This is a genomic window from Mycobacterium aquaticum, from assembly GCF_002086485.1.
Taxonomy (GTDB): Bacteria; Actinomycetota; Actinomycetes; order Mycobacteriales; family Mycobacteriaceae; genus Mycobacterium; species Mycobacterium aquaticum.
Genome location: NZ_MVHF01000009.1, coordinates 188996 through 207550, shown reverse-complemented (window position 1 = coordinate 207550; position 18555 = coordinate 188996). Strand labels below are relative to the sequence as shown.

General features: G+C 67.0%; 19 protein-coding genes. 7 read left to right on the top strand and 12 right to left on the bottom strand.

Annotated features, from left to right (window positions below; genetic code table 11):
* Nucleotides 1-7: 7 nt before the first annotated feature.
* The 7 genes from BST13_RS12485 to BST13_RS12455 all read right to left on the bottom strand — a co-directional run bounded on the left by BST13_RS12485 (nt 8) and on the right by BST13_RS12455 (nt 4787).
* Nucleotides 8-415, bottom strand: coding sequence for a hypothetical protein (locus tag BST13_RS12485; protein ID WP_083164250.1), 408 nt, complete (start codon nt 413-415; stop codon nt 8-10).
* A gap of 86 nt (nt 416-501) precedes the next feature.
* Nucleotides 502-1071, bottom strand: coding sequence for a YceI family protein (locus BST13_RS12480; protein WP_083164248.1), 570 nt, complete (start codon nt 1069-1071; stop codon nt 502-504).
* Nucleotides 1041-1526 (bottom strand): DUF456 domain-containing protein, encoded by a 486-nt coding sequence (locus BST13_RS12475; RefSeq protein ID WP_083164200.1) that lies wholly within the window; start codon nt 1524-1526, stop codon nt 1041-1043. The genes BST13_RS12480 and BST13_RS12475 overlap by 31 nt, the downstream gene beginning before the upstream one ends.
* On the bottom strand, nt 1523-2242 hold the full coding sequence (locus BST13_RS12470) for a methyltransferase domain-containing protein (protein ID WP_083164198.1): 720 nt from the start codon (nt 2240-2242) through the stop codon (nt 1523-1525). The genes BST13_RS12475 and BST13_RS12470 overlap by 4 nt, the downstream gene beginning before the upstream one ends.
* A gap of 9 nt (nt 2243-2251) precedes the next feature.
* Complete coding sequence (locus tag BST13_RS12465) at nt 2252-2953, bottom strand: haloacid dehalogenase type II (protein WP_083164196.1); 702 nt, start codon at nt 2951-2953, stop codon at nt 2252-2254.
* Nucleotides 2950-3918: an NADPH:quinone oxidoreductase family protein gene (locus tag BST13_RS12460; RefSeq protein ID WP_083164194.1), complete on the bottom strand. Its 969-nt coding sequence runs from the start codon at nt 3916-3918 to the stop codon at nt 2950-2952. The genes BST13_RS12465 and BST13_RS12460 overlap by 4 nt, the downstream gene beginning before the upstream one ends.
* A 5-nt stretch (nt 3919-3923) precedes the next feature.
* Nucleotides 3924-4787, bottom strand: a complete 864-nt coding sequence (locus tag BST13_RS12455; protein WP_083164192.1) for an SDR family oxidoreductase — start codon at nt 4785-4787, stop codon at nt 3924-3926.
* Between the two features lie 239 nt (nt 4788-5026).
* On the opposite strand from BST13_RS12455, the gene BST13_RS38260 reads away from it, so the two are divergent.
* Entirely contained in the window at nt 5027-5194 is a 168-nt protein-coding gene (locus tag BST13_RS38260; protein WP_095533513.1) for a hypothetical protein, read from the top strand.
* A 60-nt stretch (nt 5195-5254) separates the two neighbouring features.
* Here BST13_RS38260 and BST13_RS12450 read toward each other — a convergent pair whose 3' ends face one another.
* Both BST13_RS12450 and BST13_RS12445 read right to left on the bottom strand, forming a co-directional pair.
* A complete protein-coding gene (locus BST13_RS12450; RefSeq protein ID WP_083164190.1) occupies nt 5255-6190 on the bottom strand; it encodes an SAM-dependent methyltransferase in 936 nt (311 codons plus the stop codon).
* Between the two features lie 60 nt (nt 6191-6250).
* On the bottom strand, nt 6251-6886 hold the full coding sequence (locus tag BST13_RS12445; RefSeq protein WP_083164188.1) for a TetR/AcrR family transcriptional regulator: 636 nt from the start codon (nt 6884-6886) through the stop codon (nt 6251-6253).
* 125 nt (nt 6887-7011) lie between these two features.
* Here BST13_RS12445 and BST13_RS12440 point away from each other — a divergent pair, with 125 nt between their 5' ends.
* Nucleotides 7012-7587, top strand: a complete 576-nt coding sequence (locus BST13_RS12440) for a TetR/AcrR family transcriptional regulator (RefSeq protein WP_083164246.1) — start codon at nt 7012-7014, stop codon at nt 7585-7587.
* Nucleotides 7588-7598: 11 nt separating this feature from the next.
* On the top strand, nt 7599-9752 hold the full coding sequence (locus BST13_RS12435) for an FUSC family protein (RefSeq protein WP_083164186.1): 2154 nt from the start codon (nt 7599-7601) through the stop codon (nt 9750-9752).
* Here the strand turns inward: BST13_RS12435 and BST13_RS12430 are convergent.
* Together BST13_RS12430 and ptsP are read right to left on the bottom strand one after the other, a co-directional pair.
* On the bottom strand, nt 9745-10719 hold the full coding sequence (locus tag BST13_RS12430; RefSeq protein WP_083164184.1) for a pirin family protein: 975 nt from the start codon (nt 10717-10719) through the stop codon (nt 9745-9747). The two genes, BST13_RS12435 and BST13_RS12430, sit on opposite strands and share 8 nt — an antisense overlap.
* A gap of 61 nt (nt 10720-10780) precedes the next feature.
* The gene (gene ptsP / locus BST13_RS12425; RefSeq protein WP_245839534.1) at nt 10781-12463 is read right to left on the bottom strand and encodes a phosphoenolpyruvate--protein phosphotransferase; all 1683 of its coding nucleotides are present in this window, start codon (nt 12461-12463) and stop codon (nt 10781-10783) included.
* A gap of 103 nt (nt 12464-12566) precedes the next feature.
* Here ptsP and BST13_RS12420 point away from each other — a divergent pair, with 103 nt between their 5' ends.
* From BST13_RS12420 to BST13_RS12405, 4 genes are read left to right on the top strand one after another with little or no spacing between them, the layout of a single operon-like run.
* A complete protein-coding gene (locus BST13_RS12420; protein WP_083164180.1) occupies nt 12567-13334 on the top strand; it encodes a DeoR/GlpR family DNA-binding transcription regulator in 768 nt (255 codons plus the stop codon).
* On the top strand, nt 13331-14299 hold the full coding sequence (locus tag BST13_RS12415) for a 1-phosphofructokinase family hexose kinase (protein ID WP_083164178.1): 969 nt from the start codon (nt 13331-13333) through the stop codon (nt 14297-14299). The genes BST13_RS12420 and BST13_RS12415 overlap by 4 nt, the downstream gene beginning before the upstream one ends.
* Nucleotides 14296-16341, top strand: a complete 2046-nt coding sequence (locus BST13_RS12410; RefSeq protein WP_083164176.1) for a PTS fructose transporter subunit IIABC — start codon at nt 14296-14298, stop codon at nt 16339-16341. The genes BST13_RS12415 and BST13_RS12410 overlap by 4 nt, the downstream gene beginning before the upstream one ends.
* Nucleotides 16342-16353: 12 nt before the next feature.
* Nucleotides 16354-16611, top strand: coding sequence for an HPr family phosphocarrier protein (locus BST13_RS12405; RefSeq protein WP_029368877.1), 258 nt, complete (start codon nt 16354-16356; stop codon nt 16609-16611).
* 1178 nt (nt 16612-17789) lie between these two features.
* Here BST13_RS12405 and BST13_RS38690 read toward each other — a convergent pair.
* Nucleotides 17790-18380, bottom strand: coding sequence for a hypothetical protein (locus tag BST13_RS38690; RefSeq protein WP_142282777.1), 591 nt, complete (start codon nt 18378-18380; stop codon nt 17790-17792).
* Nucleotides 18381-18555: the final 175 nt, after the last annotated feature.

The window sequence follows — 18555 nt, the reverse complement described above, 5'->3', positions numbered from 1 at the left end:
GCGCTGATCACTGCGTGGCGCGCGGACCCGAACGGCGGGCCCCGGTTCGACGCGCGCTCGCCTTACGTGGACGACCCGACCCGGAGCGTGCGGCTGCGGGCCGCGACGGGCTCGGCGTTTCGTGCTCCTCGGTGCGGGTGCGCCGACTGATCTCGTGCACCGCGAGCACCGCGCCGCCGACGGTCAACAGCACCGGCCATTCGACCAAACCCGCAGCGCCGAGGCCGGCCATCGTGAGGGCGGCCGCGGCCGATGACTTGCTGCCCTGTCTGACTCCGGAGTTGATTCCGGAACCGACTCCTTTGATCCCGCCCACCACTCCGTTGACCGCGGCGCCGCCGAGAGCACCTGCGGTGGCTGTGGCGGCGTCTGCGGTGCGGCCGACGATTTGAACGGCGCCAGAAACGATGTTCACGTTCGGACTCCTCACGTTCACCGTCTTCAGCATTACCCGTTAACCCGGCTTTTCACACGCGGATCGGCGGTACTGGCAGCATGCTGTCAGCGGGGCCTGGCCGCGGCGAGGGTTATCTCCACTTCGTCGGCCACCTTCATCGCACCCATGAGCATCGAGTACTGCTTGATGCCGAAGGCGGAATGCCGCACCACCGCTTTGCCCGAGATGCGCCACTGCGCGTCTTCTGCCTCCACGTGGACGTCGATGGTCTGCTCACCGCTGCGCCCGGCAATCTGCAGGGTTCCGACGAGTCGTAGCGCGCCACCGTCGCGGTCGATCACCGACGACCGAAACGTCGCCTGGGGAAACCGCTTGGCCTGCAACGTCTTCAGAGCGTTGGTCCGCACCAGGGTCTTCTCCGCGCCCGACAGCGGCGTCATTCCTCCCTCGCCGTGGACCACGTCGAGCGAGTCGAGGTCGATGGTCATCTCGACGCCAGAGGGGTCGTCACCGTCCCAGTCCACCGTCGCGCGCCACGACCGCATCGCGATGGTCAACCGGTGCCCCATGCGCGCCGCGGTACCGGTGACGCCGGTGTGCAGCAGCAGCTCGCCGTCGGAAGCGCTCAATGTCCATTGCCCAGTCAATTGCTGAACACCAATCCCGTCGCCCAGGCCACCGTGGCCAGCAGCGCGCCGGTCAACTCCACCCCGACCGACAGCGCCACGCCCTTGAGTGCGTGCACCGTCGACGCCCAAGCACGGCGTCCGTCTCTCCGCACCGACAACTCCGCCAGGTACACCCCGACCACGAAGCCGAGCAGCAGACCCAGGACCGGGATCACGAAAAACCCGATGATCCCCAGCACGCCACCGGCCACCAGACTCCACGTCCGGACGTCGGCAGCGCGCATGCGGCGCACCGGCCACAGGTACTTGACCACCTCGGTGGTGATGAACAGCCCCGCAGCGACCCCGAGCACCACCCACGCCACCGCGGTGTGCTCGACGATCGCCCATACCGCGATAGCGGCGAACACCAGCAGCCCGCCCGGTAGGACCGGCACGACGATGCCGACCAGTCCGACGGCGATGGCGACCGCGACGAGTACGACGCCAAGAGTGCTCACGGCTTCTGGCCGCGCACCCACTGGATGGCGCCGACGCTCTTGGTTCGCACCCGAAGCAGGCCGAGTTCCTCGAAGATGTCGCCGATCTCGTCCTGACCGAAGAACCGCGCGCCGCCCTTCGACAGCAGACGCACAGGGCCGCGCCCGACTGTGGGCACCATGACGGCGATCCGCCGACCCGGACGCAGCACCCGCACCATCTCGGACAGTGCGGCGTCGGCGTCGGGGATCAGCTGCAGCACTGCGATCGAGTTCACCGCGTCGAAGGTTTCGTCCCGGAACGGGAGTCGCTGGGCGTCGGCGCGGATGAAGCCGACCTGCCTGCCGGCTTCGGCGGCCACCGCGCGGGCCAGCATGGGTTCGGAGATGTCGATGCCGAGAGCCAGCCCGTCGAGTCCGGCGGCCCGAGCCAGCGCCGCTGTCACGTTGCCGGGGCCACTGCCGACGTCGAGCACGACGCCACCGGACGGAATGTTCAGCCAGTCGACGGGCGGCCGCGTCACCGCCAGTAGCCGCCGGTTCAGCAACTGGGCGCGGTCATAGAGCATCGATCCGACCGGCGACGCCCACCACTTCTGGATCGTCCCCGCATTCTTGGGTGCGTCAGAGCCCTCGCCCAACAGGTCGAGGTAGCCCTTGCTGGTGTCGGGATCAGCCGGCGGATCGATCAACAGGTCCAGTGCCCGGCGCAGTGCTTGATTCGACGCAGTGTCCACAGCTCCACGCTACGCACCGAGCTGGGCGGCGAGGTCGAGAAAATCGGTCGCCACCACATCGAACTCGCCCGGTTCGACGACGTGCGGCTCTCGACCCGGGCCGTGCTCCATGGGCCGCGCGACGTAGGCCGTACCCAACCCGGCCGCCCGGGCCGCCCGCAGGTCCGACGGATGGGCGGCGACGAGCGTCAGCTCGGCGGGTGCCACGTCGAGTAGTTCGGCACAGCCAAGGTACGCCTCGGGATCGGGCTTGTAGTGCCGGAACAGCTCGGCCGATATCACGCAATCCCACGGCAGCCCAGCATGTTTGGCCATGTTGGTCAGCAGCGACACATTCCCGTTGGACAGCGTGGTGATGACGAAACGGTCCTTGAGCCGAGCCAACCCGGCGACCGAATCGGGCCATGGGTTCAGCCGGTGCCACGCCCGGTTTAGGTAATCGATCTCGTCATCCCCGGCCTCGATCCTGGCCTCGGCGAGCAGCGAGACCAGGATCTGGCGGTGTAGATCGTCGATCCGGGTCCACGGCAGCTCCCCGCGTCGCACCCGGTCCATCGCCGGCGCGTAGCCGGCCCGCCAGGCATCGGCAAAGGCCGGCCAGTCCCGCTGCAACCCACGACTGTTCCCGAACACCTCGAGTTCCGCGATGATCGACGACCGCCAGTCGACGACGGTCCCGAACACGTCGAACGCGAGGGCACGAGCGCTCATGACGGTTCCAGCACCAGCTTGCCCCGCACCCTGCCATTTGCGAGCGCGTCGAGTGCCGCCGCCCCGTCCGACAACGGGTACCGCACGGGCGGCGGCGGCCGCAGCCCGGCCGCAACCAACTTGGCCAGTTCGGCTCCCACCTGCCCTTGGGCCGCCGGGTGGCGACGCAGGAACTCGCCCCAGCCCACACCCACCACGCTGACGTTGCGCAACAGCAGGCGGTTCACCTTGACGGTCGGGATCCCGCCACCGGCGGCGAATCCGATCACCAACAGCCGCCCCTCGGGCGCCAGCACGCGGATGGCGTCGTCGAAGGCCTCCCCGCCGATCGGGTCCACGACCAGGTCGACGCCCTGGCCGTCCGTGGCGTCGAGCACGGCCTGACGCCAGCCGTCGGTCAGCGGCAACACCACGTCGGCGCCCACCGACGTGACGAACTCCTCGGCGCCGGACCTGTGCACCATCGCAATGACCTTGGCGCCCATGGCCTTTGCGACCTGAATCGACGCGACGCCGATACCGCCCGCCGAGCCGAGGACCAGAACTGTCTCGCCCGCCTGCAGCCCGCCGCGCCGGGCCAGCGCGAACTGCATCGTGTAGTAATTGCCCAACAACGACGCGGCCTGCCCGTCGTCGATGCCGTCGGGAGTCGGGATGACGCTGGACGGCGCGACAGCGACCTGCTCGGCGTACCCGCCCAGCATCGTCATCGCGGACACTCGCTGTCCGGGGGTGAATCCCGACCCCTCGGGCGCCGATCGCACGGTACCGGCGACCTCCATGCCCGGGGTGAAGGGCGGCTCCAGCCGCAGCTGGTATTCGCCGCGCAGCAACAGCAGATCCGGGAAGCACACGCCGGCGGCGCCGACGTCCACGATCACCGCATCGTCGGACACAGGATCGGGGACGTCGACGTACGCCAGCCCGGAGGTACCGGTAAGTTCCTGCGCTACAAGCGCTTTCACTTGTGCTAGCCCAGCTTGAAGCTGGCCTGCTGTGCTGCGGACAGGTCGGTGATCTCGCCCCACTTGGCGGCGATGTCGTCGACCGAGGGCACCTCGGTGAAGGTGATGCCGTCGTTCTGGAACAGCGCGGTGCGCTGCACCTTGCCACCGCCGACGATGAACACCGAGTCCGTGTCGGGCAGTTCCTCGGTCATCAGGTAAGCCACCACCGGGGCGACGTATTCGGGCGTCAGCTTCTCGAACACCTCGGGCGGCAGGATGTCCTGCGTCATGCGGGTGGCGGCGATGGGTGCGACCGCGTTGGTCTTGATGTTGTACTTGGCGCCTTCCTGGGCCAGCGTGTTGATCAGGCCGACCAGGCCGAGCTTGGCGGCACCGTAGTTGGCCTGGCCGAAGTTGCCGAACAGGCCGCTGGTGGAGGTGGCGACGACGACACGGCCGAAGCTCTGCTCACGGAAGTGCGGCCACGCGGCCCGGATGACGTTGTACCCGCCGTACAGGTGCACCTTGAGCACGGCGTCCCAATTCTCGAACGTCATCTTGTGGAAGGTGCCGTCGCGCAGGATGCCCGCGTTGCTCACCACGCCGTCAACCTTGCCGAACTCGTCGATGGCGGTCTTGATGATGTTCGCGGCGCCCTCGGGCTCGGCCACGCTGTCGTAATTGGCGACCGCGCGTCCGCCTGCGGCCTTGATCTCGTTGACGACCTCATCGGCCATGTTGTGACCGGCACCGGTGCCGTCGCGGGCACCGCCCAGGTCGTTGACGACGACACTGGCGCCCTCGCGGGCGAGCGTCAGGGCGTACTCACGCCCCAGACCACCACCGGCGCCGGTGACGACAACAACGCGATCCTGCACTCCTGGCATGACGGTTCCTCTCGGTAAGGGGGCTCAGCTCGGGCCCGTCAGCAATCACCACTGTCGGGCGTCCTTCTCTGTATACGGCTGCCAGATCGTCGGCCGTGCACCGGGTCAGCCGAAGACCAGCCCTGCGCCGACGCAGTGAGCACTGTCACGGCGGTCCCCGCGGTTTTACCGGAATGAACCCCACGGGCCGTTAGTTGAATCAGTCAGAAAAGCAACAGAACAAAGAAGAGGCAAGAGACATGAAGAAGTTCGGATTCACCGCCGTCGTCGCAAGCGGACTGGCTGCCGCCGTCTTGGGCCTGGCTGGACCGGCGTCGGCCGGGGTGGACCACCAGGACTGGCTCAACCAGATCGGCCAGCACGTGAACGTGCCGCAGGTCGACACCTCGGTTCACCAGAGCCGCTGACGACAACCAAAGCGGGGCACCGGAAACCATCCGGTGCCCCGCTTTTGTATTGCGCTGCTTCTAGATCCGTTCGGCGGTGACGAACGTCGCGAAGGCATCGTCGTCGTGTGGGTGCTGCAATTCGACCGAGCGGTTCAGCCGGCGCATCTCGGCCAGGGAGTGCACGCCGTGGGCTCGCCAGCCGTGTTCGTTGAGCCATTGCGTGACATCGGCGCGGTCCGGGTCCTCGTAGACCAGGTTCTGGATGTCGAGGGCCTGTTCCAGGTTGAACTGGGCCGCGAACCGCGCGAACCGCTCCCGCATCTCCTCGCGCCGCTCCGCGGCCGTGTGACCGGCAGTCTCGGCCGCGATGCGGCTGCCCGGCGCCGACAGTTCGGTGATCTGCTCGAAGAGTCGGTCCTGGGCATCGGCCGGCAGGTACATCAGCAGGCCCTCGGCCAGCCACGCCGTAGGCTGCCCCGCATCAAAACCGGCCTCCCGCAACGCCTTCGGCCAGTCGAAGCGCAGGTCCATCGGCACCTCGTGGCGCTCGGCGGTCGGCTGCACGCCATGCTCGGTCAGCGTGGCGGCCTTGTACTCCAGCACCTTGGGCTGATCGATTTCGTAGACCGTGGTGCCGGCCGGCCACTCCAGCCGGTAGGCCCGGGAATCCAACCCGGATGCCAGGATGACGACCTGGCGGACACCGGCCTGCACGGCGTCGGCGAAGTACGCGTCGAAGAAGTGCGTGCGCACCGCCTGGTAGTTGCCCATGTGTTCGAAGATGGCCGCCGCCTCAGCGTCGGCCGACTCGATCTTGGTGGCAAAGTCCTTGTCCAGCAAGGTTTCCCAGATGCCGGTGCCGGCACCGGTGACCAGCAGCCGGGCGTACGGGTCGGTGATCAGCGGGTCCTCGCGCTCGGTTTCCGCGGCGCGGGCGGCGGCCACCATGACGGCCGTGGTACCGACGCTGGTGGCGATGTCCCAGGTGTCGTCGTGACTGCGCAGTGAGCTCATCTGATCGATGCTACTCAGCAAGTTAGGCAGGCTATGGGCTGGTGTGCGCCGGCTCACGCCTCAGTCGCGCAGTTGCCAGAGTTTGTTGGCCATCAGCAGTTCGAACTTGTCCACGATGACCCCGAGTTCGTCGGCATTGCCGACGTATCCGGCGTAGAAGCCCATGCCCCACATCACGGCGATCAGCATCTCCACGATCGCCGGAATGTCGGTGTCGCCGCTCAACTCACCGCGCTCGACGGCGTCGTTGACCGCCCAGGACACGAAGGCCCGCGAGCTCTTGAGCGCGTCGTGTTCTTCCGACACCAGATCGGGGTGCCGCTGGGCCTCCAACACTGAGGTGACCAGGAACGCGGCCGTGGATCGATCGCTCGAGTCGGCGTCCATGGCCGCGGCGAAAAAGGCCGACAGGCGACCGAGCAACGTGGACGACTCATTGGCCTTGGCAATTCCCGCGGCAATCACCGACGCATTGGTCTGCTCGACCACCTCGCGGTACAGCACACTTTTGCTGCCGAAGTAATGATTGATCGCAGGCCGGGTCAGATCAGCCCGGATAGCTATTGCCTGAAAAGTGGCAGCGTCATACCCGAGTTCGCTGAACACCTCGCGCGCGGCATGCAAGATGCGCTCACGGGTCTCCGCAGCCTTAGCTGCGGGGGGACGGCCTGGTCCCCGGCTCGCGGTATGCGCCACATGACAAAGTGTGCCACAACACACCCGGCACTTGTCGCAACACCTGCCGTCCCGATGCCATTGGCGACATTCTCAGCAAAATATCAGGACCGACATAGGTTGACCGACGAACTATGGTGACCTGGATGGCTGGCGTCGTTTCCCGAGAGTCGTACTTCGATACGGGATTGGACGTGTTGTCCGATCAGGGTTACGGCGGCTTGAAACTCGCCGAGGTGTGCAACCGGCTCGGCGTCACCACCGGGTCCTTCTACCACTACTTTCCCAACTGGGCCGCCTACACCCGTGAGTTGATCGCCCACTGGCGCCAGGCCCGCACACTGCGGGTGGTGGAGGCCGTGCGCGCCGACCCGGACCCGCACCGGCGGATCGACACCCTCATCGCCGAGGCGCTGGCGTTGCCGCACGGCGCAGAGGCGGCCATCCGCGTGTGGAGCTCGCTGGACCCGGACGTCTACACCGTGCAGGCTGTGGTGGATCAGCTGCGCTTCGACGTCATCTACGAATCGGCCCGGGAGATCATCGGCGACGAGGCCAATGCCCGGCATTTCGCTGCGTGGGGCGTGTACCTCATCGTCGGCTACGAGCAGAGCACTCTGCCACGCAATACCGAAGCCCTGCAATGGATTACCGATCAGCTGCGTGATTCTCTGGAATCCGGCCGGTTCACTCCGGCACCTGAAATCGGTCAACCCGGCTAGCATCGGCAGTCATGCTGAACCCGGTTGAGCTCTGGCACCGGGCAGTAGATCGGATCCGTGACCGCGACCCCGAACGTGACGCGCTGCGCCGCGCGGCCCGCGCAGCCATCGTGCTCCCGATCGCGGCGGCCATCGGCTTCACCGTCGGCCCCGGCTCGCAGACCCCGTTGTTCAGCATCTTCGGTGCCGTCTCCCTGTTGATCACCGCCGACTTCCCGGGCAACCGGGCGGCCCGCGCCCTGGCCTACTGCGGCCTGGCATTCAACGGCGCGGTGCTGATCACCTTGGGCACGCTCATCGCGCCGCATCCCTGGTTGAGCGTCGCGGCGATGTTCGTCATCGGCGTGGTGGTGTCGTTCTCCGGGGTGCTCAGCGAGATCGTCGCGGCCGGTCAGCGCGCCACCCTGTTGATGTTCGTGCTGCCGGTGTGTACGCCCGTCGGCCCGATTCCCGACCGGCTGCTGGGCTGGCTGATCGCGCTGGTGGTCTGCGTCCCCGCAGCGCTGTTCCTGTTTCCACCGCGGCATCACGACGAGTTGCGCCGCAACGCCGCGCAGGTGTGCCGGCTACTCGCCGATCGGCTGGAAGGCACCGCGTCCGGCCGCGACGTCACCCGCGCGATGAACGCGCTGTACGCGAACTTTCTCGGTGCCGACTATCGGCCGGTCGCGCTGACCGCGGGCAGCCGGGCGCTGGTGCGGGTGGTCGACGATCTGGGCTGGCTGACCGACCAGGTGACCGGTGATACCGGCGACCTGCTCGGCCCGATGCGCGACACGGCGGTACGGGTGCTGCGCGACAGCGCCGCGGTGCTGCGTATCCGCGATGTGGGCAAGCGGGCAGCCCACGGCACAGACCTGCATGCGGCGTTGGCCGAACAGCGGACCGTGGCACAGGGCACCTACCGAGATGACATCGTCGCCGTGCTCGATGCACCCGATGACGAGACGGCCGTCGAAGTCGGCCGCACGCTGCTCGTCCGGCGCACCACATCGGCCACCATCGCGGTGACCGGTCGGATCATCGGCAACGCCGCGCTGGCCGACGCGCGACCGGTATGGGCCCGGGTGCTGGGCATGCGGCTGCCGAAGACCGGCGCCGCCGACTGGGTGATGCCGGAAACTGTCGCGGTCGCCGCCATCGCCAAGGGCTTTCTGGCCACCCGCGCGGTGGTGCTGCGCAACAGCCTGCGCACAGGCATCGGCCTGGCGATGGCCGTCACGGTCACGCACGTGTTTCCGGTACAGCACGGCTTCTGGGTGGTGCTCGGCGCCATGTCCGTGCTGCGCAGCAGCGCGCTGACCACCGGGACGCGCGTGTTGCGGGCGGTGGCAGGTACAGCGCTGGGTTTCGTGCTCGGCGCGATCCTGATCAAGCTGGTCGGAGTGGATCCGGTGGTGCTGTGGGCGCTGCTGCCGGTGGTGGCGTTCGGTTCGGCGTACGTGCCGGGCGTCATGTCGTTCACGGCCGGCCAGGCCGCGTTCACCATGATGGTGCTGATCAACTTCAACCTGATCGTGCCGACCGGCTGGCGAGTGGGCCTGGTCCGGGTCGAGGATGTCGTGGTCGGAGCGTCCGTCGGCATCGTGGTGTCGCTGCTGCTGTGGCCACGAGGCGCGTCGGCGTCGGTGTCCAAGGCGATCGACGACGCCCGGAGCGTCGGGGCGAAATTCCTGCGCGCTGCGGTGCTACGGGTGACGAGGGGCGCGTCCGAGGAGGCCGACGACCGGGTGAACGCGCTCAGTTACGACGGGCTGCGGGCGACGCGCGTCTTGGATGATGCTGTGCGCCATTATCTTTCGGAGAACGGCGGCCCGTCGGACCTGCGCGCTCCCGTGGTGAAGGCAGCCAACCGCGCGATTCGGGTACGAGCCGCCGCCGAGCTGATCGCCGATGTCGTGCCCCCGCCACTGGAGGCCTATCAGCGGACGCGGGAGGTGCTCGAGGTGCACGCCCAGGCGATCTGCGCGCGGCTGGTCGGCGGCGACACCCGGGCATTGGTCCCGATCAGCGACAGCTTGGTGCGGTGTCTGCGGGCCGAGTCCACCGGTGACGATCTCGCGGTCTCGGCCGCGCTGCCCCTGGTGACGGTGGCCGCCAACCTCGGCGAGCTGGAACTGCTGTATCCGCAGCCCGCCGAGACGATGCGTAGCCGGGTCAGTTGAACGGCCGGTGCGGCATCAACGCGTCCGCCGGGATCTGACCGAACTTGCCGGACTGGTAGTCCTCCAGGGCCTGGATCAACTCTGCCTTGGAGTTCATCACGAACGGGCCGTAGTGGAAGACGGGTTCCCGGATCGGCCGGCCGCCCAGCAGCAGGATCTCCAGCGCGGGCCGGTTCGAATCCTGGGTGCCCTCCGCGGTCACCGTGATGCGGTCACCGGGTCCGAACACCGCCAGTTGTCCCTGGTGGATCGGGTGTCCGACCGGGCCGACGCTGCCGCGCCCGCTGAGCACGTAGACCAGGGCGTTGAAGTCGCGGTTCCAGGGCAGGTTGAGCTGGGCACCCGGTTCGACCGTGGCGTGCGCCATGGTGATCGGGGTGTGCGTGGCACCAGGACCCTGAGCTCCATCGATCTCACCGGCGATGATGCGCACCAGCGAGCCACCGTCCTGCGACGACAGCAGCTTGGCCTCGTTGCCCTCGATGGCCTGGTACTTCGGCGTCGCGAACTTGTCCGTGCGGGGCAGGTTCACCCACAGCTGGATGCCGTGGAACGTGCCACCGCTCTCGACCAGTTCGGCCGGCGGGGTCTCGATGTGCAGGATGCCGGACCCTGCTGTCATCCACTGGGTGGCGCCGTCGGTGATCAGACCGCCGCCGCCGTGGGAGTCCTGGTGGGCGAACCGGCCGTCGATCATGTAGGTGACGGTTTCGAAGCCGCGGTGCGGGTGCCAGTCGGTGCCACGAGGCTCACCTGGCTGGTATTCCACCTCGCCCATCTGGTCCATGTGGACGAACGGGTCGAGGTCGGCGGCACTCACACCGGCGAACGCACGCACGACGGGGAAACCTTCGCCCTCGTAACCGCGCGGGCCGGTGGTGATGGACCGAACTGGGCGTTCGGTGTCCGACGCCTTGGGTGCCGCGATGCGCGGCAAGGTCAGGGTGTCGGCGGTGATGGCTGGCATCTGTACCTCCTGGGGTATCTGAACTGATACCCGTATAACCGGACCGCGGTCCGATTATTCCTCACTGCAGAAGGGTCAGCGCGGCAGCTCGAGCCTCGGTCGCAGTCGCGGTCGCCAACACCGCATCGGCGGCGTCCCGGCACTGCTGCAGGGTGACCTGCGAGAGCTTCGCCCCGACGGCCGGAATCGCTGCCGAAGCCGCCGAGAGCGACGTCACCCCGAGGCCCACCAGCACGCACGCCAGCAGCGGGTCGGCCGCCGCTTCGCCGCACACACCCACCGGCTTGCCGACCGCCGCGCCGGCCCGAACCGCCATGGCGACCAGGGCCAGCACCGCGGGCTGCCAGGGATCGGTCAAGGTCGCCAGGTCGGCCGACATCCGGTCGGCGGCCATCGTGTACTGCGCCAAGTCGTTCGTGCCGATCGACAGGAAGTCGACGTGCTCGAGGATCTTGTCGGCCAGCAGAGCGGCCGCGGGCACCTCGATCATCACGCCAGGGGTAAGGCCGTAGGTGCGGGCGGCGTCGGCGAAGCTCTTGGCTTCAGCCGCGGTGGCGATCATGGGCGCCATCACCCAGGGCTGATTGCCGGTCGCGGCGCCCGCGGCGGCGATGGCCTCCAACTGCCGGTGCAGCAGCCCGGGATTGCCCTCTGCGATCCGGATGCCGCGCACGCCGAGCGCAGGGTTGGCCTCGTCGGGGTGGCCCGCGAATTTGAGCGGCTTGTCCGAGCCGGCGTCGAGCGTGCGGATCACCACCTTGCGCCCGTCAAATGCGTCGAGCACCTCCCCGTAGATCTTGGCCTGCTCGGCGACAGAGGGCTCGGTGTCCCGGTTGAGGAAGCACAACTCGGTGCGGAACAGTCCGACACCCTCGGCTGGGGTCTGGCGCGCGGCCCGCGCCGCGGCGCCGTCCTGCACATTGGCCAGGACCGCAACGGTATGGCCGTCGGCGGTGGCCCCCGGACCGGTCCATTGCCGGGCTTGTTCGGCCGCGTGTTGCGCGGCGGTGACGGCGGTTGCCGCCTCGAGCGGATCGGGGTCGACGGTGAGCGTGCCGGTAGTTCCGTCGAGCAGGACCGTGGCGCCTGCGGCGACGTCATCGAGCCCGTCGACCGCGACGACACACGGAATGCCCAGCTGACGGGCGATGATCGCGGTGTGGCTGGTGGGGCCGCCCAATGTGGTGGCCAGGCCGATCACCAACGACGGGTCGAGGCCCGCGGTATCGGCGGGGGCGAGGTCCTCGGCGCACAGGATCGACGGCACGTCTGGCAACGGAACCCCAGGCTCGGGCAGGCCGGACAGTTCGGCGATGACACGGTCGCGGATATCACGCAGATCGGTCACCCGCTCGGCCATCAACCCGCCCAGTTGGGTGAACAGTGCGACGAACTGGTCGACAGCCTCGGCGACCGCACGTACCGCAGGTGCACCGCCCGCGATGCGCTTCTCGGCAGCTCCCAGCCAAGCGCGGTCCTGGGCCAGCGTGGCGGTGGCCGCCAACACCTCGGAGGCCGCGCCGGTGGCGCGGCCCGCCCGGTCACGCAGGCGGTTGGCGACGGCCGCGGCCGCGGTGCTGAAGCGCGCGGCTTCGGCGGCCCGCGCCGACTCCTCGACATCACCCGCGGGAGCGTCGACGACGGGCAGCCGGCCCGGGCGGATCACGGGCCCACACTGCACGCCTCCCACCACGGGGACCCCGCGAAGGACGACCTGTGAAGTAACCGGAGATGAAGTGCTCATGTGAGACAGATTACTAGAAACCGTTGACAAGTCAACACGATCAAGCGTAAAACAACACATATCAACATTTAGTTGGTGCCGGAACCCACACAAACGGAGGGTCATGTACGCCGAAGAACGCCAGCAGGCCATCGCTGCGCTGGTGATGACCAGGGGACGCGCCTCTGTCGCAGAACTGGCACAGACCTATGACGTCACTACTGAAACCGTCCGCCGGGACCTGGCCGTCCTCGACAAGGCCGGCCTGCTGCACCGCGTGCACGGCGGCGCCGTCCCGGCCCGCACCCTGCACCTCGTCGAATCGGGCGTCGGTGAACGGGACACCACCCGGGCCGAACAAAAGGATGCGATCGCCACCACGGCTCTCGACTTCCTGCCGCTGAGCGGCGCCACCATACTGCTGGACGCCGGAACCACCACGGCACGCATCGCCGCGCAGTTGCCCACCGACCGGGAATTCACGGTGGTGACCAACTCGGTGCCGATCGCGGCCCGGCTGGCCGGCAGCCCGACCATCACACTGCAACTCCTCGGCGGGCGCGTCCGCGGCCTCACCCAGGCCGCCGTCGGCGAACACGCCCTGGCCGTGTTGAGCACGCTGAGGGTCGACGTCGCATTCATGGGCACCAACGGCATCACCGTGCGGCACGGCCTGTCCACTCCCGACTCCGACGAGGCGGCCGTCAAACGCGCAATGGTCGCTGCCGCCAATTACGTTGTGGTGACCGCGGACTCGTCGAAGGTGGGCCGGGAAGACTTCATCAGCTTCGCACCCATCGACAGCGTCGACACCCTGATCACCGACAGTGATGTCCCGGCGGCCGACCGCGGCGAGCTCACTTCGCACGGCGTCGAGGTGGTGGTCGCATGATCGTCACCGTCACACCGAACCCCAGCCTCGATCGCACCGTCACCCTGCCCGGCGCGCTCATCCGCGGCGCCGTGCAACGCATCGACACCGTCACGGTCGAACCCGGCGGCAAGGGCATCAACGTCGCCCGTGCCCTCACCCTCGCCAATGTCGACGCGCTGGCAGTGCTACCCGCCGCCGATACCGATCCCCTGCTGGGCGCGCTGCGCTCGCGCGGCGTCCCGTTCACCGCGGTACCCATCGCCGAGCCGGTCCGCACCAACCTCGCCATCACCGAGACCGATGGCACCACAACCAAAGTCAATGAGCGCGGGGCGCTGCTCGACCAAGCCTCGCTCGCCGCTCTCACCGACTGCGTGGTGCAACGAGCCCGGTCCGCATCGTGGGTCGTGCTGTCGGGATCCCTACCTCCCGGAGCCCCGGTCGACTGGTACGCCCGCATCGTCGCGCAGCTGGCGCCGCTGGACTGCCAGGTGGCCGTGGACACCTCCGAAGCCCCGTTGGCGGCGCTCGCCGCGGCCTTCGACGTCGCCGCTCCCCACCTGATCAAGCCGAATGCCGAGGAACTGGCCGACCTGGTTGGCGCATCGGCTGCAGAGCTCGAAGAAGCTGCCGCCCAAGGTGATCCGACACCGGTCGTGGCAGCCGCCACCCAGTTGATCGACCGCGGAGTCGGCGCCGTGCTCGCCACCTTGGGCGCAGCGGGTGCCGTGCTCGTCGACCGGGTCGGAGCCTGGCACGCCACGCCCCCGCCCATCACGCCGCGCAGCACCGTCGGGGCCGGCGACGCCTCCCTGGCCGGCTACCTGCGCGCCGCGGCCGGCGGCGCCGAACCGCCACAACGGCTGCGCATGGCCGTCGGTTACGGCAGCGCCGCTGCCGCCCTGCCCGGATCTGCCCTGCCCGCCCCCGCCCAACTCGACCTCGATGCCGTCCGAATCCACGCCATGAAGGTGCCGCTATGACTCAACCGATCATCACCCCAGAACTCGTCCTGCTCGACGTCGCCGTCGACGGTGACAAGGAAGCCGTCATCGGGCGGCTCGCCGGGGCACTCGCCACCGCGGGACGCAGCTCCGATGCCGACGGCCTCATCGGCGCGGCGCTGGCCCGCGAGGCTCAGTCCGCCACCGGACTACCCGGCGGCATCGCTATCCCCCACTGCCGATCGCCCTACGTCGACGCCCCCACCATCGGCTTCGCACGGCTGTCCCCCGGTGTCGACTTCGGCGCTCCCGACGGCCCGGCCGATCTCGCCTTCCTCATCGCCGCCCCGGAATCCGGTGGGGCCGAACACATGAAACTGCTGTCCAGTCTCGCCCGCGCGCTCGTCCGCAAGGACTTCGTGGCGTCGCTGCGCAGCGCCGCCAGCGCCGACGAGGTGGTGGGACTGGTTGAGGGTGTGGTCAACCCGGCGCCTGCTACCCCGGCTCCCGTTGCTACCCCGGCTCCGGCTGCTGCTCCGGCGGCTTCTCCGGCGGCGGCCCTGGCCGCCACGCCCAAGGCCGTCTCGGTCGTGGCCATCACCGCCTGCCCCACGGGCATCGCCCACACCTACATGGCGGCCGACGCCTTGAAGCTCGCCGCCCAGGAGGCCGGTGTGAACTTCACCGTCGAGACCCAGGGCTCATCAGGCAGCACTCCGCTGTCGGCGTCAACCATCGCTGAAGCCGACGCCGTCATCTTCGCCACCGATGTCGGAGTCAAGGACAAGCAGCGCTTCGCCGGTAAACCCGTCATCGCCTCCGGCGTGAAACGCGCCATCAACGAGCCCGCCAAGATGATCGCCGAAGCGGTCAGTGCGGCAAGCGATCCCAGCGCCGCACGGGTAGCCGGTGACGCCGCCGCGTCGGCAACACCGTCCACCGCCGGCGGCATCGGATGGGGCACCCGGCTGCGGCAAATCCTGCTCACCGGCGTGAGCTACATGATCCCGTTCGTCGCCGCAGGCGGCCTGCTGATCGCACTCGGCTTCCTGTTCGGCGGCTACGAGATCGCCAACAAGCCTGCCGGTCAGACGGATTCGCTGGCGCACATCATCGCCACCACCAACTCGCTGACCAACCTGCCCAGCGGCGGCTTCGCCCAGTACCTCGGCGCGGTGCTGTTCAGCCTCGGCGGGCTGGCATTCGGTTTCCTCGTTCCCGCGCTGGCCGGTTACATATCGTTCGCCATCGCCGACCGGCCCGGTATCGCACCAGGCTTCACCGCGGGGGCCGTGGCGGTCTTCGTCGGTGGAGGGTTCATCGGCGGCATCGTGGGCGGTTTGATCGCCGGTTTCGCCGCACTGTGGATCAGTTCCTTCAAGGTGCCCAAGTGGTTCCGCGGGTTGATGCCGGTCGTGGTGATTCCGCTCGGGGCCTCGCTCATTGTCGGCCTGCTGATGTTCATGCTGCTCGGCCGGCCGCTGGCCGCCATCACCTCGGGCCTCACCCACTGGCTCGGTGGCCTGTCCGGCAGCTCCGTGATCCTGCTTGGTGTCATCCTTGGTCTGATGATGTGCTTCGACCTCGGCGGACCGGTCAACAAGGCCGCGTACGCCTTCGCCACCGCCGGGCTCAACGTCGCCGACCCCGCCTCGCTGCGGATCATGGCCGCCGTGATGGCGGCAGGCATGGTGCCCCCGCTGGCCATGGCGCTGGCAACCACGGTCCGGCCGGGGCTGTTCAGTGAGCCCGAGCGTGAAAATGGCCGCGCCGCATGGCTCTTGGGACTCTCCTTCATCTCCGAGGGCGCCATCCCGTTCGCCGCGGCCGACCCGTTCCGCGTCATCCCGTCAATGATGTTCGGCGGAGCAGTCACAGGCGGGCTCATCATGGCCTTCGACGTCAGCTCCAAGGCTCCACACGGCGGCATCTTCGTGTTCTTCGCGATCGGCAACCTGGTGTGGTTCCTGGTCGCACTCGCTGCCGGCACCGTCGTCAGCGCCCTGGCCGTCGTCACGGCCAAGCAGTTCGCCAAACCCACCGTCACCACGTCGGACGCCCCGGCGCTGGCCACCACCTAAGGAGAAGAATCAATGCCCAGCAAGACCGTCATCGTCGGCTCCGCCATCGGCCTCCACGCCCGCCCCGCCGCCATCATCGCCGAGGCCGTCGTCAACGCCGGCGTGCCCGTGACCCTTTCAGTCGACGGCGGTGAGCCGGTAGACGCCGGATCCGCCCTGATGATCATGACCCTCGGCGCCGGCAACGGAGCATCGGTCACCGTCGAATCCGACGACGCCGACGCACTCGCCACCGTCGCTGGCCTCGTGGAGCAAGACCTCGACGCGTAAGTAGTTGCCACACAATCATCCCCGCACCGATTAGGTGCGGGGATGATTGTGTTCTGCGGACTACTAGCTGGCTACGTTGATCGAGCAATTCTCACTGCATTGACCTACGCGCAAGTCTCACTTAGGCCTTGGCAACCACGCTGGCTTTCAGCCCACGTGCTGCGGCCAACCCGGCGTCGCGTCGCCCCGGAAAGGCGGCTGGTTCTTATACCCTGTCATCATCTCGATCCGCTGACTTTCGTTATGTGGCATTGCATCAGCGCATTGCTGCCTTTGGCTCGGCGATGGAAAATTATTCAGTTCTGGCCGTGTAATCGGGCCCCATCCAGAACTGCTCGATGCAGTCACAAACCAGTTGCCAAATACGTCTTGCTGGGGCGCGGGAAGAGGGCCCTCTTGCGGCGTGGTCATGGGCCGCGGAGCATCTTTGGGAATCCGCGGGTCATTCTGTGTAAATTCAATCTGGCGGACCGATATGCCTGCGTCTGGGCCCTTGCCATACGGCACGACTCCGCGGTCTGTTTCCAATGACGAGACAGACACATAGGAATCTGCACGGGCCGTAGCCTTGATAAAGTTGGAGTACGATCCGGTACAAATCACTGCACGAAAGCCGGAGACAGTCGAAGTGAGTTCTAGTATGTAATCCGTGTTGAACCCAAAGTGCTCCAAAGCTATCGGATGCTGGCCTCGGTCCAACCACCGCGGTCTTATGCCCACCAATTCGTTCGAATAAATTCGATCTGTGGGTTCGTTCTCGGGGGTTGCACGCAGGAAACCTGGATAAACATTATCTTCATCGAATGTTAGGTTTGCGATTTCATATGACTCCATATAGGCGCGGACTAACACAGCGGGTCCAGTCGTCAAATCAATGCCGGGAGCAGCGGCCCAATGGAACCGAAAACCGTCAAGTGAGTTCGGCCAGTTTTCATACTGCCCAGCCCGCAGTGTGTCGGAGTCCGGCGGTTCGACGTCTGGCTTTACCTGGCATGCAGCGATCAAGCCACAAAGTACGAGTAGCGCCCATCGTAGCATCATTTCTGCTCGCCAAGGTGTCGAAGCCGTTGCGCTAGACACCGTGCATAACCCAAATCAATCATCTCCGCCTACGACGGCTTGCCCTGGATTGGTAGGCCGCGCGTTCACTCATCCACGCAGAAATATTATAACTTCGGTCAAGCATTCCGGGCCTTTCGATACCAGTCTGACAATTCCAAAACAGCGAAACCTCTGTTAGCCAAGTAGTCGAACTGCGACTGGTAATAGTCTTCGAGGCCCGCCTCTGGGTCCTGAAGTATCTGCTCTCGCGTCAACAGATGGCCATTCTTCACGTAATTAACGATGTATCCATCTAAGTTAATTTTGTCGAGAGGCACGCACGCCAACGCCATCGCATTGACAATGTCGTCATGAACTTGAGGCAATGTCTTCGCCGGGAGACCGACCGAATCTGCTGTCGCCGACGCCAAACCAGACAGAATGCCCGCCACCCGAATCGCTGTTCTACCACTGCGATCACCGCTGGAAGTTGAACAGATGACCCTGGCCCCTTCGGCGGCGATACTTTTGGCCGTTTCATAGGCAGATTCGGTGAAGTGTTGGGCACTTTCTTTTCCGGTGGCAATCACCGCGAAAACAGCGCGGGGAGGGTTGAGATCACCGAGTGCCTTGAATCCCAGAATCTCGCCGTTGCCGGTTGTGGATCCTTGGAAGGGTGTCAGCGCCGCCGCGTATGCCTTGACCAACTCGGGATTGCGGTTCGCCAACGGATGTGCTTCGGAATCCGCCAGCGATCGACGTCAACTTGTCGCGTTTGGCGGCAAGGAACGACGCGAGCCTGAACGCCGTTACTCGTGCCCGGGAGGCGGCGTCAACGTCCGTGGACGTTGCGGCCGCGTCGATCCAGTTGAAGAGAGAGCCAGCTATTTCGCCGCCATCAGA

Bases quoted from the DNA above. Each gene is read 5' to 3' on its own strand.
- BST13_RS12420 (WP_083164180.1), top strand. From the start codon at position 12,567: ATGTACGCCGAAGAACGCCAGCAGGCCATCGCTGCGCTGGTGATGACC.
- BST13_RS12415 (WP_083164178.1), top strand. From the start codon at position 13,331: ATGATCGTCACCGTCACACCGAACCCCAGCCTCGATCGCACCGTCACC.
- BST13_RS12450 (WP_083164190.1), bottom strand. From the start codon at position 6,190: ATGAGCTCACTGCGCAGTCACGACGACACCTGGGACATCGCCACCAGC.
- BST13_RS12405 (WP_029368877.1), top strand. From the start codon at position 16,354: ATGCCCAGCAAGACCGTCATCGTCGGCTCCGCCATCGGCCTCCACGCC.
- BST13_RS12410 (WP_083164176.1), top strand. From the start codon at position 14,296: ATGACTCAACCGATCATCACCCCAGAACTCGTCCTGCTCGACGTCGCC.
- ptsP (WP_245839534.1), bottom strand. From the start codon at position 12,463: ATGAGCACTTCATCTCCGGTTACTTCACAGGTCGTCCTTCGCGGGGTC.
- BST13_RS12440 (WP_083164246.1), top strand. From the start codon at position 7,012: ATGGCTGGCGTCGTTTCCCGAGAGTCGTACTTCGATACGGGATTGGAC.
- BST13_RS38260 (WP_095533513.1), top strand. From the start codon at position 5,027: ATGAAGAAGTTCGGATTCACCGCCGTCGTCGCAAGCGGACTGGCTGCC.
- BST13_RS12435 (WP_083164186.1), top strand. From the start codon at position 7,599: ATGCTGAACCCGGTTGAGCTCTGGCACCGGGCAGTAGATCGGATCCGT.
- BST13_RS12430 (WP_083164184.1), bottom strand. From the start codon at position 10,719: ATGCCAGCCATCACCGCCGACACCCTGACCTTGCCGCGCATCGCGGCA.
- BST13_RS12465 (WP_083164196.1), bottom strand. From the start codon at position 2,953: ATGAGCGCTCGTGCCCTCGCGTTCGACGTGTTCGGGACCGTCGTCGAC.
- BST13_RS12455 (WP_083164192.1), bottom strand. From the start codon at position 4,787: ATGCCAGGAGTGCAGGATCGCGTTGTTGTCGTCACCGGCGCCGGTGGT.